The sequence below is a fragment of the Mesorhizobium sp. M0751 genome (assembly GCF_040320265.1).
Taxonomy (GTDB): Bacteria; Pseudomonadota; Alphaproteobacteria; order Rhizobiales; family Rhizobiaceae; genus Mesorhizobium.
Map to the genome: position 1 here is coordinate 105,093 of NZ_JAMYPH010000001.1, position 14,145 is coordinate 119,237.

Annotated in this window: 12 protein-coding genes; 6 read left to right on the forward strand and 6 right to left on the reverse strand. The window is 63.9% G+C overall.

The genetic code is table 11. From position 1 onward, the window contains the following. Positions 1-117: 117 nt before the first annotated feature. The 6 genes from NKI19_RS00480 to NKI19_RS00505 all read right to left on the reverse strand — a co-directional run bounded on the left by NKI19_RS00480 (position 118) and on the right by NKI19_RS00505 (position 7,026). Entirely contained in the window at positions 118-363 is a 246-nt protein-coding gene (locus NKI19_RS00480) for a MoaD/ThiS family protein (RefSeq protein ID WP_023675441.1), read from the reverse strand. Beyond that, positions 363-2,627: a xanthine dehydrogenase family protein molybdopterin-binding subunit gene (locus NKI19_RS00485; protein WP_352488786.1), complete on the reverse strand. Its 2,265-nt coding sequence runs from the start codon at positions 2,625-2,627 to the stop codon at positions 363-365. The genes NKI19_RS00480 and NKI19_RS00485 overlap by 1 nt, the downstream gene beginning before the upstream one ends. A gap of 16 nt (positions 2,628-2,643) precedes the next feature. Next, complete coding sequence (locus NKI19_RS00490; RefSeq protein ID WP_352488787.1) at positions 2,644-3,120, reverse strand: (2Fe-2S)-binding protein; 477 nt, start codon at positions 3,118-3,120, stop codon at positions 2,644-2,646. Beyond that, the gene (locus tag NKI19_RS00495) at positions 3,120-3,980 is read right to left on the reverse strand and encodes an FAD binding domain-containing protein (RefSeq protein WP_352488788.1); all 861 of its coding nucleotides are present in this window, start codon (positions 3,978-3,980) and stop codon (positions 3,120-3,122) included. The genes NKI19_RS00490 and NKI19_RS00495 overlap by 1 nt, the downstream gene beginning before the upstream one ends. Before the next feature lie 136 nt (positions 3,981-4,116). Beyond that, positions 4,117-5,760, reverse strand: a complete 1,644-nt coding sequence (locus tag NKI19_RS00500) for an MFS transporter (RefSeq protein ID WP_352488789.1) — start codon at positions 5,758-5,760, stop codon at positions 4,117-4,119. A 234-nt stretch (positions 5,761-5,994) separates the two neighbouring features. Beyond that, positions 5,995-7,026: a histone deacetylase family protein gene (locus NKI19_RS00505; RefSeq protein WP_352488790.1), complete on the reverse strand. Its 1,032-nt coding sequence runs from the start codon at positions 7,024-7,026 to the stop codon at positions 5,995-5,997. Between the two features lie 141 nt (positions 7,027-7,167). Here NKI19_RS00505 and NKI19_RS00510 point away from each other — a divergent pair, with 141 nt between their 5' ends. From NKI19_RS00510 to NKI19_RS00535, 6 genes are all read left to right on the forward strand, one after another. Then, entirely contained in the window at positions 7,168-8,835 is a 1,668-nt protein-coding gene (locus tag NKI19_RS00510; RefSeq protein ID WP_352488791.1) for an amidohydrolase, read from the forward strand. Between the two features lie 140 nt (positions 8,836-8,975). Continuing rightward, positions 8,976-10,070 (forward strand): ABC transporter ATP-binding protein, encoded by a 1,095-nt coding sequence (locus NKI19_RS00515; protein ID WP_352488792.1) that lies wholly within the window; start codon positions 8,976-8,978, stop codon positions 10,068-10,070. Next, positions 10,070-10,990 (forward strand): ABC transporter permease, encoded by a 921-nt coding sequence (locus NKI19_RS00520; protein WP_352488794.1) that lies wholly within the window; start codon positions 10,070-10,072, stop codon positions 10,988-10,990. Before NKI19_RS00515 ends, NKI19_RS00520 begins: the two co-directional genes overlap by 1 nt. Continuing rightward, positions 10,983-11,783, forward strand: a complete 801-nt coding sequence (locus NKI19_RS00525) for an ABC transporter permease (RefSeq protein WP_352488796.1) — start codon at positions 10,983-10,985, stop codon at positions 11,781-11,783. Before NKI19_RS00520 ends, NKI19_RS00525 begins: the two co-directional genes overlap by 8 nt. A gap of 22 nt (positions 11,784-11,805) precedes the next feature. Further along, positions 11,806-12,840, forward strand: coding sequence for an ABC transporter substrate-binding protein (locus tag NKI19_RS00530; RefSeq protein WP_352488797.1), 1,035 nt, complete (start codon positions 11,806-11,808; stop codon positions 12,838-12,840). 108 nt (positions 12,841-12,948) lie between these two features. Next, the gene (locus NKI19_RS00535; RefSeq protein WP_352488799.1) at positions 12,949-14,130 is read left to right on the forward strand and encodes a serine hydrolase domain-containing protein; all 1,182 of its coding nucleotides are present in this window, start codon (positions 12,949-12,951) and stop codon (positions 14,128-14,130) included. The last annotated feature ends 15 nt before the right edge of the window (positions 14,131-14,145 follow it).

Sequence of the window (14,145 nt, forward strand, 5' to 3'; positions counted from 1 at the left end):
CATCGAAAAGGAACCAAACTCGCCGGCTGAACTGGCCAAGAATTCTCGTGGATAGCCGAGGTTTTTCTCGAGCCTGGGCCAAGTCTTGGTCGTCGATAGTAGGACGGGGTTGTCCAGTCATCCCCCCGCCAGCCGCGGCAGCAGGAAAATCTCCGCCCCTTCCGGCAATTCCTTCGACCAGGTGTCGCGATAGATCGTCCCGTCGATGGCGACGGCGATACCGCGATCGATGTACGGCTCGAGGCCGGGATACTGTTCAGCCAGCTTCCTGAACAGCTCCCGAATATCCTTGGCCTCGATCTCGACCTTGCTCTTGCCTCCGGCGATCGCGCCGAGCGATCCCCAGAGCGTTACTTCGACCATCAGCCTTCCCGTTCCGCCTCGAGCGCCGCCAGGATGCGCGGCGGCGACATCGGGATGTGCGTCATGCGCACCCCGACCGCGTTCGACACCGCATTGGCGATCGCCGCCAGCGGCGGCACGATCGAGGTCTCGCCGACGCCGCGCACCCCGTAGGGATGGTTGGGGTTGGGGATCTCGAGGATCTGCGTGTCGATCATCGGCAGGTCCGAGCAGACCGGGATCCGGTAATCCAGGAAGCCAGGGTTCTGCAGCCGCCCATCCTTGCCGTAAATGTACTCCTCGTTGAGCGCCCAGCCGATGCCTTGCGCGGCACCCCCCTGGTACTGCCCCTCGACATAGGTCGGATGCACCGCCTTGCCGGCATCCTGGACGACGGTGTAACGCAGCACCCTGGTGGAGCCGGTCTCGGGATCCACCTCGATATCGCAGATATGGGTGGCGAAGGAGACGCCGGCGCCATCGGCGACGAGCTCACTATGGCCTGCGACGGGCCCCCCCGTCTTCCCTGACGCGGCTGCGATCTCCTTCAGCGACAATGCTGCAAGGTTGCCGTATTTCTCGCCCTTGGCAATCGCGTGGCCCTTTTCCCAGACCACGTCGTCGACGGGAATGTCCCACATCTGTGCGGCGCGTTCCCGCAACACCTTGATGGCATTGCGTGCCGCCGAGATCGTCGCCATCGAGGAGGAGAAGGTACCGCGGCTGCCGTCCGTCATGTCGTTGTAGCCGAGGCTGGAGGTATCGGCGACCACCGCCTTGACCTGCTCATAGGGGATACCGAGCTCCTCCGCCGCGACCAGCGACAGCGAGGCGCGGGAACCACCCACGTCAACGGTTCCGACGGCAAGCGAGACCGAACCGTCCATGCCGATGTTGAGGTCGGTGCAGGTCTGGCCGCCGAAATTGAACCAGAAGCCGCAGGCCATGCCGCGGCCCTGGTTCTTGCCGAGCGGCGCCTTCATGTGCGGGTGGTTCTTCACCGCCTCCAGCGTCGGGCCGATGCCGATCGGGCCGTATACCGGTCCGTAGGACGATCTGGTGCCTTCCTGCGCCGCGTTCCTGATCCGGAACTCGACGGGATCCATGCCGATCTCCTTGGCCAGCTCGTCGACCGCGCTTTCCACCGCAAATGCCGCCATCGGTGCCGACGGCGCGCGATAGGCCGCCGTCTTGGGCCGGTTGACCAGCACCTCGTAGCCGACCGTCTTGACGTTCTCGAGCTTGTAGCAGGCAAAGGCGGTCATGGCGCCTATCTCGGCCCACGTGCCGGCATAGGGGCCGCAGCTATAGCGCAGCGTCGCCTCTGCCGCAGTGATCGTGCCGTCCTTGCGGGCGCCGATCCGAACATCGATCGAGGTGGCGCTTGTCGGCCCCGAGGCGCGGAAGACCTCGTCGCGCGTCATCACCAGCTTGACCGGCCGGCCGGCCTTACGCGACAGCGCCAGCGCCACCGGCTCGGCCCAGACATGGGTCTTGCCGCCGAAACCGCCGCCGATCTCCGACGAGGTGACGCGCAGCTTCGAGGCCTCCATGCCAAGCAGCTGGGCGCAATGCTGGCGGTAGACGAAATGGCCTTGGGTACAGACCCAGAGGTCGGCGGTGCCGTCGGAGCTGACATTGGCCACGCAGGCATGCGGCTCGATGTAACCCTGGTGCGTCTGCTCGGTCTTGAAGGAGCGTTCGACGACGAAATCGGCCTGGCCGAAACCCTGGTGGATGTCGCCATGGCCGAACTGGCTGCGCTTGGTGACATTGGAAGGCTTGACGGGCTTTTGCTCGAGGCCCTCGGTGAAGATGCCGTCGTTGACCAGGGGTGTGGAGTGCTTCATCGCCTCGTCGACATCGGTGACATGCGGCAGCACCTCGTAATCGACCTCGATCAGCTTCAGCGCCTGCCTCGCCGTGCGGGCATCGACCGCCGCGACCGCGGCCACGGCATGGCCGTCATAGAGCGCTTGCTTGCGCGCCATGCAGTTGTCGAGGATGTCGTACATGGCGGCATCGCCGTCGGTGAGGTCCGGCAGGTCGGCGGCCGTTATCACCGCCTTGACGCCGGGAAGCTTCTCCGCCTTCGAGATGTCGATCTTGCGGATCACGGCATGGGCGTGCGGGCTGCGCAGGATGCGCCCGACCAGTTGCCCGGCCATGTTGAAGTCGGCGCCGTAGCGCGCGCGGCCCGTCACCTTGTCGACGCCGTCGGGACGTATGGGACGCGTGCCGACAGATGTGAAACTGCGTCCCGAATAGCGCGGATCGAAATTCATCGTCAGGCTCCCTTCATCACGCTTGTTTCATCACGATGGCGGCGTCCTGGACGGCGCGCACGATCTTGTCATAGCCGGTGCAGCGGCAGAGGTTCCCGGCGAGGCCGAAGCGGATTTCCTCCTCGGTCGGGTCGGGGTTCTTGGCCAAAAGGTCCTTCGCCGCGATCAGGAAGCCCGGCGTGCAGATGCCGCATTGAAGCGCGGCGTGCTCGAGGAACTTCTGCTGCAGCGGATGCAGCGTGTCGCCATGCGCCATGCCCTCGATGGTCTCGACGTGCCGGCCCTCGGCCTCCGCGCCGAGCACCAGGCACGAGCACACCAGCCGATCGTCGAGGATGATGCTGCAGGCGCCGCAGTCGCCGGTGCCGCAGCCTTCCTTGGCGCCCGTCAGCCCCAGGCGATCGCGCAGGACGTCAAGCAGCGTCTCGTCCGGCTGGCAAAGGAACTCGACATTGTCGCCGTTGATTGTCGTTGATACTGCCACACCAGCCATCATTTGCCTCCTGCACGTGCATAGGCGGTCGTGGCGGCCCGCTTGGCCAGCACACCCGCGACTTTCCGTCTGAATTCGATAGTGCCCCGCTTGTCGTCGATCGGACGGCAGGCGCCCGAGCAGACCTTGGCGAGCCTCTCCAGCGTGGCTTCGTCCAGCTTGGAGCCGATGAGGACCTCGGCGGCCTCCTCGACCAGAACCACCGTCGGCGCCACGGCGCCCAGCGCCAGGCGGGCGGATTTGACGCGACCTTGCTCGTCGAGCGTCAGGTTCACGCCGGCGCTTACCACGGCGATGTCCATCTCCGTGCGCGGAATGAAACGCAGATAGGCATCGCCCGAACGCGGCGGACGTTTGTCGAGCAGGATTGCCTCGATGATCTCGCCCTTGGCCAGCGACGTCTTGCCCGGCCCGGTCGGCACCGCTTCCACGGCAATCGTGCGCCTGGTTCCCGGGCCGACGACCACCGCCTTGGCGCCAGCGGCCACCAGCGCCGGCACGCTGTCGGCGGCCGGCGAGGCGTTGCACAGATTGCCGACGATGGTGCAGCGTCCCTGCACCTGCTTGGAGCCGATCAACTTGGCCGCTTCGACGACGCCGGGCCATGCCTTCTGCAGGGCCGCGTTCTCGCCCAGCACAGCGCAGGGGACCGCCGCGCCGATGCTGAAGCCATCGGCTGTTTCCCTGATCTCGCCAAGCCCGTCGATCGCCTTGATGTCGACGATCAGGTCGGGTTCGATAAAGCCGCCTTTCATTCTCACCAAGAGGTCGCTGCCTCCGGCGAGGATGGCGGCCGTGCCGGCTGAACCGGCCAACAGGCCGGCGGCGTCTTCAATTGAAAGCGGACGTATGTAACGCATCGTCTCCCCTTAGTGATCGTATCACGGCAACCGATATAAAGCGTCTCTCGACAATGGACCATCCTGTTCGCGCATTCGCGGGTTAGGCCAGGCGCCGCATTTCATTTACTCGTCCGGCTGGGCGCAGCGCTAGCCCCTAATGCTCGATCGGCCCCTTTGGCATCACGAGCGCCGTGCCGGCTGTCGTCGGGCGCTCGATCATGCGGCGGACGCGCGGTGGCTCGTTGCCGCTGTGCAGCGCCCTTATGCGCTCGCCGATGACCGCGTCGGCGTAGGTGGCGCGCCGATTGTGGCGGATATATTCGACCCAGGTCGGCGTGTGGTAGTGCTCGATCCATATTGAGGGATTTTCGAGGTCGCGCGCCAGGGTCCAGTTGCGGGCGCCGTCACGGCGGCGGACGCGGCCGCGCTCGGCCATGGTGGCGAGGAATTCCGGTACGTCCTCGTTACGGATGACATATTCGATCATGATGGCGATGGGGCCGCTGCGCGGCTTGAGATCAAGCGCCAGATGCGGCTCCTGAAAACGGTTGAGCGGGTCGAGGTTGAGCACCGCCTGCTGCGGCAGCGGCAGCAGCAGGCCGATGGCGCCTCCCGCCAGCATGGCGACGCTTGCCGCCATCAGGGCGACTTCGGCGCCATGCGCGTCGGCAACGACGCCCCAGACCCAGCTGCCGAGCGCGATGCCGCCGAAGGTCGCGGTCTGGTAGACTGAAAGCACGCGGCCGACCACCCAGCGCGGCGTCGACATCTGCACGGTGACGTTGAAATGCGACAGCGCCATCACCCAGCAGGCGCCGCCGACCAGCAGGCCGAGCGACGTCTGCCAGGCATGATTGCTAACGGCGGCGTTAAAGGCGCAGACGGCGAAACCGGCAAATGCCATGCGCACCATGGTTTCGCTGGACAGCAGCTGCCGCAGCCTGACGCTGGTCAGCGCGCCGCCGACGGCGCCGATGCCGAAAGCGCCGAGCATGATGCCGTAGCTCAAGGCATCGCCCTTGACGACGTCGCGTGCGACCAGCGGCAGCAGCGCCAGGACCGCGCCGGCGCTGAAGCCGAAAGCCGAGCTCCTGACCAGCACCTTGCCGATATTGGGCGACATGGCGACGTAGCGCAGGCCGGCGCCCATTGCGGCGCCCAGCGTCTCGCGCGGCAAGGTCGATGCCGGCAGTTCCGGCCTCCAGCGGGCCAGCACGACAATCAGGCCGACATAGCTCAGCGTGTTGACGGCGAAGGCCGCGGCGGCGCCTGCGGCGGCAACGATGATGCCACCGATCGCCGGGCCGACGCTGCGCGTCAGGTTGAAGCCCATCGAGTTGAGCGCGATCGCCGCCGGCACCTTGGTGCGAGGCACCATGTCGCCGACCGAAGCCTGCCAGGACGGACTGTTGAGCGCGGTGCCGCTGTCGATCAGGAAGGTGAAGGCGAGCAGCGTCCACGGCGTCATCAGGTCGAGATAGGTGAAGACGGTCAGAAGAGCCGAGACGACGAGCATGAAGATCTGCGCGATCAGCATGATTTTGCGCCGGTTGAAGCTGTCGGCGATGGCGCCGGCCAGCAGCGCGAAGAGCATGATCGGCAAGGTGGTCGAGGCGTGGACCAATGCCACCTGGTAGGACGAGGTGGCGATCGTCGTCATCATCCAGGCGGCGCCGACGCCCTGGATGAGGCCGCCGAAATTGGAGACGAGGCTGGCGGACCACACCGCCCGGAAGATGCCGTGCCGGAACGGCGCCAGCGCCGAGGCGCTTTCGCTTTCCGGTGTGTCGTCGTTCATAAATGCCTTCCCGGGCTCAAATGCGTTTGTTCTTTCCGATGAATCGGCCCCTCAAGCCAAGGATTCAAAAAATAGAACATCATTTCGCAAAGGGCGAACGCATTCTGGAAAAAAGATCATGGTCCAACAACAAGATAGCGGACCGTCAGCGCGTGCCGCTGCAGGCGAGGCGGTCGGTCAGGCCGGCGGCACCGCTTGCCACGCGCTGCCATGTGATTGCAGGCACCGGCGGTTCTAACGGTCCTCGAAACCGGTCAGCACGCCGACGGCGTTGATGCCGATCTCCTCGACGGCGTAGCCGCCTTCCATGACGAACAGCGTCGGCAGGCCGAGCCTGGCGATGCGGCGGCCGATCCTGGGATAGTCGCCCGTCTTCAGCTTGAACTGGCTGATCGGGTCCTTCTCGAACGTGTCGACGCCGAGTGAAACCACGACGACGTCAGGAGCATAAGCCGAAAGCCTCGTGCAAGCGTCCTCGAGCGAGGCGTTCCACACCTCCCAGCCGGTGCCGAAGGGCATCGGATAATTGTCGTTGAAGCCTTCGCCGTCGCCCTCGCCGCGTTCGTCGGCATGGCCGAGGAAGAACGGATATTCGGTCATCGGATCGCCATGCAGGTTCAGCACCTGAACGTCGCCGCGGCGGTAGAAGATCTCCTGGGTGCCGTTGCCGTGGTGATAATCGACGTCGAGGATCGAAACGCGCGCGGCGCCATGGTCGCGAAACCACTGCGCGGCGACGGCGGCGTTGTTGATGAAGCAATAGCCGCCCATGAAGGCCGCCCCGGCATGATGCCCCGGCGGGCGGCAGAGCGCGAAGGCGGAAGGCTCACCGGACTTGACCAGCGCGGCGGCGGTCAGCGCGACGTCATAGGACGACTTGATCGCATCCCATGTGCCTTTGACGAACGTCGCGCCGCCGTCGAAGGAGTAGAAGCCGAGCAGCGCATCGATGCCGTTCGGGCGCACGTCGCCGCGCAGGCCGCGCGTCGGCCAGGTGAAGGGAATGGCCGAACCGCTGCGGCCCGACGCTTCCCAGAGCGGCCACACAGTCGGCAGGAAATCGATGTAGTCGCCGGCATGCACCTTCCTGGCGGCGGCGAGGTCGTGGATTTCCGGCGGCAGGATCGGACCGAGCTTCTCGCTCTCCACCCGCGCCCTGATGAACTCGGCGCGCGAAGGCTTTTCAAAAGCCGGCACGATGGCACCGGCGATCAATTCGACATTGCCGGAATGGCCGGCATGGAGAGGCGAAAAAACAGTCTTCATGAAATTGTTCCGTGGTGAGACGCGGCGACCCTAACCGTCCTGCACTGCCTTTCACAAGGCGCTGGGCCAACCAGCCATGGCTTGCTGGCCCGGCAGCCGGTCGTCTAGCCTGCCGGCAGCGCAACCGAACCGCGGGTAATCATGAGTTCAAATGCCGACCTGATCGTCACCAATGCCCGTGTGCTGACCATGGACGAAGGCAATCCGACAGCCGAGGCGGTGGCGATAAAGGACGGCAACATCCTGGCGGTTGGCGATCGCCGGACGATCGAGGCGCTGAAAGGGCCGGCCACGAAGATCATCGATGCGCAAGGCGGTTCGGTGGTGCCGGGCTTCATCGAAGCGCATATGCATCTTTTCGGCGGCGCGGCCGAACTGGATAATCTTCACCTTCAGGGCGTGCATGGCTTCGATGCGCTGAGCGATGCGATCCGCGCCTATGCGGACGCACGGCCGAACGCCAAATTGCTGCTTGGGGCAGGCGTCGACTACACTATCCTTTCGAAGGAAGAGCCGGTCACCCGGCATCATCTCGACCGCATCATCGCCGACCGGCCGTTCGCGATGTCGGCTTCCGATCACCACACGATGTGGGCCAACACCAAGGCGCTGGAGCTGGCTGGCATCTTGCACGGCAAGCAACTCGGTCCCGGCAACGAGATCGTCATGGGCACCGACGGCCTCGCGGCCGGCGAATTGCGCGAGGGCGAGGCGTTCGGGCCGATCCTCGAGCTTTCCGGGCAGAACCGCGTTCGGCTCGGCCTTGCGACAGGCGGCGAGCCCGACCCGTATCCTTCCGCCGCCGAAGTCGCGGCCGATCGCGACCTGTTGCATCGCGGGCTGCAATGGTGCGCCCGCCACGGCATCACCTCGATCCACAACATGGACGGCAATCTCTACCAGCTCGAGCTGCTTGCCGGGCTGGAGCAGGAAGGGCGACTGCTCTGCCGCACCAAGATACCTTTTCATTTCAAGAATTTCATGACGCTGGACATGCTGGAAAAAGCGTCGAGGATGGCTTCCGCCTACCGGTCGGAATGGCTGTCGTCCGGCATGGTCAAGATGTTTTACGACGGCGTGCTGGAAGGCTGGACCGCGGTCATGGTCGACGACTATGCCGACCGGCCGGGCTGGCGCGGTGAGCCGCTGTTTACGCCGGAGCATTTCGCCGAGGTGGCGCTGGAGGCCGACCGGCGCGGGCTGCAGATCGCCGTGCATTCGATCGGCGACGGCGCGGTGCGCGCGGTTCTCGACGGTTACGAGGCGGCGCAGCGGAAGAACGGCAGGCGGGACAGCCGGCACCGGGTCGAGCACATCGAGGTGACCACTGCCGCCGACGTGCCACGCTTCGCCGAACTCGGCGTCATCGCCTCGATGCAGCCGCCGCACCCGCCCGGCGCCATGGACTTCCCGCTGGAACCGACGCTTTCGCGCATCGGCCGCGAAAGATGGCCGCTGAGCTATGCCTGGCGGACGCTGAAGCAGGCGGGCGCGCATGTCGTCTTCGCTTCCGACTGGCCGGTGTCGCGGGTCGACCCGATCCTGGGCATTCAGGCGGCGGTGCTGCGCAAGCCCTGGGCAGACGGCGTTCCCGACCAGAGCTTCTCGCTGCTGGAAGCGCTTGCCGGCTATACGGTCGAAGGTGCCTATGCCGAATTCATGGAGCACCGTAAGGGCCGGCTGAAACCAGGCTATCTGGCCGATCTGGTGGTGCTGTCGGCCGATATCGAAGCAACTGAACCGGGTTTGCTGCACAAGGTGCGTCCGGTCAGCACCATCTGCGGCGGCAAGATCACTTACCAGGTTTGATGATGGCGCTGACGATGGCACGGAGCTTGCGTCCTGAACCGAGATTCAGATGCACGGTTGCCAAGCTGACCGGCATATGCTGACAATCGAAATGGGAACTGGATCCGCCATCAAGAGCGGACATGATAATGGGGTAATGCGTGCCGGATCAACCGGGTAAGAGTGCAATCGAGGTTCGCGGCGTCCGCAAGGTGTTCGGCACCGGAGACGCACAAGTCGCCGCTCTCGACACGGTTTCTGTGTCGATCCGCGAGAACGAGTTCTTCACGCTGCTGGGGCCGTCGGGCTGCGGAAAGACGACGCTGCTGCGGCTGATCGCCGGCTTCGATTTCCCCAGCGGAGGCGAAATCCTGCTGCACGGCCAGGACATCGCGACGCTGCCGCCGTTCAAGCGGCCGGTCAACACCGTCTTCCAGTCCTATGCGCTGTTCCCGCACATGACGGTGGCCGAGAATATCGGCTTCGGCTTGGAGATGCTGGGCAAGCCGAAGAGCGAAATCAAGGCGCGCGTCGCCGAGATGCTGAAGCTGGTCAAGATGGAGGCGCTGAGTGCCCGCCGCACCAGCCAGATCTCCGGCGGCCAGCAGCAGCGCGTCGCACTGGCGCGCGCGCTGGCGCCGCAGCCGAAAGTGCTGTTGCTCGACGAGCCGCTGTCGGCGCTCGACTACAAGCTGCGCAAGGAGATGCAGATCGAACTGAAACGGCTGCAGCACCAGACCGGCATCACCTTCATCTTCGTCACCCATGACCAGGAGGAGGCGCTGACCATGTCCGACCGCATCGCCGTGATGTCGGCCGGCAAGATCCTGCAGGTCGGCACGCCCTGGGACATCTATGACAAGCCGGCCGAGCGCTTCGTCGCCGACTTCATCGGCGAAACCAATTTCCTGACCGCGGCCATCACCGGCATCGGCAATGGCAAGGCGCGCGCGACACTCAAATCCGGCGCGACGATCGACGCGACGGTGGCTGAGGGCTTCCAGCCGAAGGCGAATGCCACCCTGGTGGTCAGGCCGGAACACGCAAAGCTGACCGGCGGCAAGGGCGATCTTTCCGGAACCGTCGAAAACATCGTCTATTTCGGCACCGACACGCATATTCATGTCCAACTGGACAGCGGCGAAGCCTTCACCGTGCGCCAGCAGAACACGCGCAGCGCAGGCTGCGGTTTCGAGCGCGGCGACAAGGTCGGCGTCTCGATCGGCAACGACGCCGCGCAAGTGCTGAGGGATTGATGGCGAGCGCGGAAGAAGTCGCCAAGGCGGCCGAACGGCGCGACATCCGCGACCGCTGGCTGCTGTCGGCGCCGGCCCTGCTGATCATTTTCCTGGCTGCGACCGGCCCATTGCTGATCGTGCTGGTCTATTCGTTCTTGGCGCCCGGCGCTTACGGCGACGTGAAGTGGCAATTCTCGCCGGAGGCGTGGATTTCGGTGTTCATGGAACGCGACATCTTCGACGACACGCTTTCGCTCGCCGCGGCCCATGTCACCATTTTCTGGCGCTCGATCAAGCTGGCCATCGTGACCACGCTCGCCACCCTGGCGCTTGGTTTTCCGACCGCCTATTTCATGGCAACGCGCAGCGAGAAGACGCGCGACCTCTGGCTGTTCCTGATCACCATACCGTTCTGGACCAACCTGCTGATCCGCACCTTTGCCGTGCTGCAGATCATCCGCAACGAGGGTCTGATCAACACGGTCCTGCTCAAGCTCGGCATCATCTCCGCGCCGATCCAGATACTCTTCACCGACACGGCGATCCTTATCGGCATGGCCTATGTCTATCTGCCGCTAATGGTGCTGCCGATCTATGCCAGCATGGAGAAGCTCGATTTCCGGCTGGTCGAAGCCGGCTACGATCTTTATGCGACACGCTTTCAGGTGCTCCGGCGCATCATTTTCCCGCTGGTCAAGCCCGGCGTGATCGCTGGCTCGATCCTCGTCTTCATCCCAGCGCTCGGCGCCTATGTGACGCCCATCTTGCTCGGCGGCGGCAAGACCATGATGCTCTCAAACCTGATCGAGATGCAGTTCGGGCAAGGCCGCAACTGGCCGCTCGGCTCGGCGCTGTCGATCGCCGTCATGATCATCGTCATGGTGGCGCTGCTTGCCTATGTGCGCAATGCCGGTCGGTCGGAGGTGCGCCATGGCTAAAAGCTTCGCAATCAAGCATCAGCCAGGATTCACCGCGATCGCCGCGACCTGCTTCGTCGTGCTCTACCTGCCCATCGTCATACTCGTCGTCTATGCCTTCAATGCCGCGACTTCGACCTCCGAATGGGGCGGTTTCTCACTCAAATGGTTCCAGTCGGCATGGCAGAATACGCAGGTGATCGACGCCACGCTGCGTTCCTTCCAGATCGGCGCCATCGCGGCAACCCTTGCGACCATCGCGGCGACCATGGCAGCGCTCGCGACAACGCGCACGGCAGCCTATCCGGGCCTGACTTTCAAATATGCGGCGATCAACCAGCCGCTGATGGTGCCGGAGATCGTCACCGGCGTGGCGCTGCTGATCTTCTTTTCGCGCATAAAGATATTCACCGGCTATTCGGGCCTTGGCTATCTGATCGCCGCGCATACAGCGTTCTGCATTCCTTTTGCCTATCTGCCGATCCGGGCGCGGCTGGAGAATATGGACCTGACGCTGGAGCGCGCTGCCGCCGATCTCTACGCCACGCCGTGGCGGACGTTCAGGCGCATCACGTTGCCGCTGCTGTGGCCCGGCATCCTGGCCGGACTGATGCTGGCCTTCGTCATCTCGCTCGACGATGTCGTCATCACCGAGTTCGTCAAGTCGGGCGGCCAGGACACCTTGCCGACCTACATGCTCGGCCAGATACGCCGAGGCATAACGCCTGAAATCAACGCGATTTCGACCGTGTTCCTGCTCTTGTCGGTCGCCATCGTGACGTTGTTTTTCTTCATCAGCAGGAAACGGGACTAGGCATGAAAATGGGAGTTAGAACATGAACTGGAAGACAACAGGGACCGCCATCGGGTTTGCGTTGCTCGCCTCGACAAGCGGCGCTTTCGCCGAGGGCGTTTTGAACATTTACAATTGGGGTAATTACACCAGCCCCGACGTGATCAAGAAGTTCGAGCAAAAATACAACGTCAAGGTGACCATCACCGACTACGATTCGAATGATACCGCGCTCGCCAAAGTGCGCCAGGGCGGCACCGGCTTTGACATCGCGGTACCGTCACAAACCTTCGTGCCGATCTGGATCAAGGAAGGCCTCGTTCAGGAAACCGATCCGGGCAAGATGGAGAACTTCAAGAACGTGGCGTCGGAATGGGCCAATCCCGATTTCGATCCCGGCCGCAAATATTCGGTGCCATGGGCCTGGGGCACTGTAGGCATCGTGGTGAATACCGATGTCTACAATGGGCCGTCGGACAGTTGGGGCATCATCTTCAATACGCCCGACGAGCTGAAGGGCAAGGTCAACGTCGTGCCGGAAATGAACGACGTCATGTTCGCTGCGACCAAATATGTCGGCGGCGCGCAATGCGCCAGCGACAAGGAAACGCTGAAGAAGGTGCGTGACACGCTGGTTGCCGCGAAGCCAAACTGGATCGCGATGGAATACAACACCATCGAGAAAATGGGCGCCGGCGATTTCAAGGCGACGAGCGACTGGAACGGATCGGCCCTGCGTCAGCGGCTGGCGAACCCCAAGATCCACTATTTCTATCCCAAGGAAGGTTTTGGTCTCTGGAGCGACAATGTCATGGTCCTGAAGGAAGCCAAGAACGTCGAGAATGCCAAGCTGTTCCAGAACTTCATCATGGATCCGGAAAACGCCGCCGGCCTGTCTGCTTTCCACCGCTATGCCAACGGCATTGCCGGCTCGGACAAGTACATGCCGGCCGATATGAAGGACGCACCGGAGGTCATTATCCCGGAAGCCGTCAAAGCGCACGGCGAGCTGCAGACACTGTGTTCCCCGGAGGTGCAGGACATCTACAGCAAGATCTGGACCGAACTGCAGAAGTAAACCGGCCCAACCCGGCGGCATTGCCGCCGGGTTTTTCCGGCGATCGGCCGTGCACGCCATCGCCGCGGCGCTCGCCTAAAACATAAAAAGAATTTGGAAGGAAGCGCCATGGCCGGCAAGACCGCGTTCGAGACCCGATACGGCTTTGCCCGAAACCAGGTGCTGCTCGGCAATTGGCGGGAAAGCCCGTTCAGCCGGTGGTCGTTCCAGAATGCCGGCGAGCTGGTGCCGAGCGCTGCCGTGGCTGCAGAGCCGGGCAGCAGCGAGGCGCCGGCGCAGGATTTCGGCGGGCTACTTGGTGAAAAGGTTGCTCTTGCAGGCGGCGCGGAGACTGTCGCGGCTTTTCTCAGGCGCTCCGAAACCGACGCGCTGACGATCATTAAGGGCGGCAAATTCGTCGGCGACTGGTTCGCGCCGCATATGGAGTTCGGTTCGCGCCACATCGTCTTTTCGATCAGCAAGTCGCTGACTGCCATTGTTGCCGGCATATTGGAAGGCGAGGGGATCTTCGATCCGCAGGCTCCGGTGACCCGCTATCTGCCCGAAGCCGCCGGCTCGGCCTATGGCGATGCGCGTGTGCGGCACGTGCTCGACATGAGTGTGAGCCTCGATTTCGAAGAGGCCTATCTCGATCCGGAAAGCGCCTTCGCCCGCTATCGCCGTGCCATGCTGTGGAATCCAGGCGGGGGGACCGAGAGCCTGGCCACTTTCCTCACGACGCTGCAGGGCCTGGCCGAGCCGCATGGCCGGACGTTCCGCTACCGCTCGCCCAATTCCGACCTGCTCGGCATCCTGCTCGAACGCGCGTCGGGCCGGCGCTTCGCCGATCTGATGCGCGAAAAATTATGGGCGCCGCTCGGCGCCGTCAGCGATGCCTCGGTGACGGTCGACATGGAAGGCACGGCGCGCACCGCCGGCGGCATTTCGGTGACGCCGCGCGACCTCGCCCGGGTCGGCGAGATGATGCGGCAAGGCGGCACGGCCAATGGCCGCCGTGTCGTGCCGGAAGCCTGGGTGCGCGACACGACCGAAACTGGCGGTGACGCCGAGGCCTGGCAACGCGGCACGATGGCATTCCTGTTTCCGCGCGGCCGCTATCGCAACAAATGGTACCAGACGGGCGCGGCAAGCGGCGCCTTCTGCGGCATCGGCATCCACGGCCAGTGGCTTTACATCGATCCGAAAGCCGAAATGGTAATCGCAAAGATGTCGTCGCAGCCGGTACCGGTCGACGATCCGCTCGATCTGGATATGATTTCTTTCTTCGAGGCGCTGGGCCGGATGGTCTGATCCGATCCAGACAGC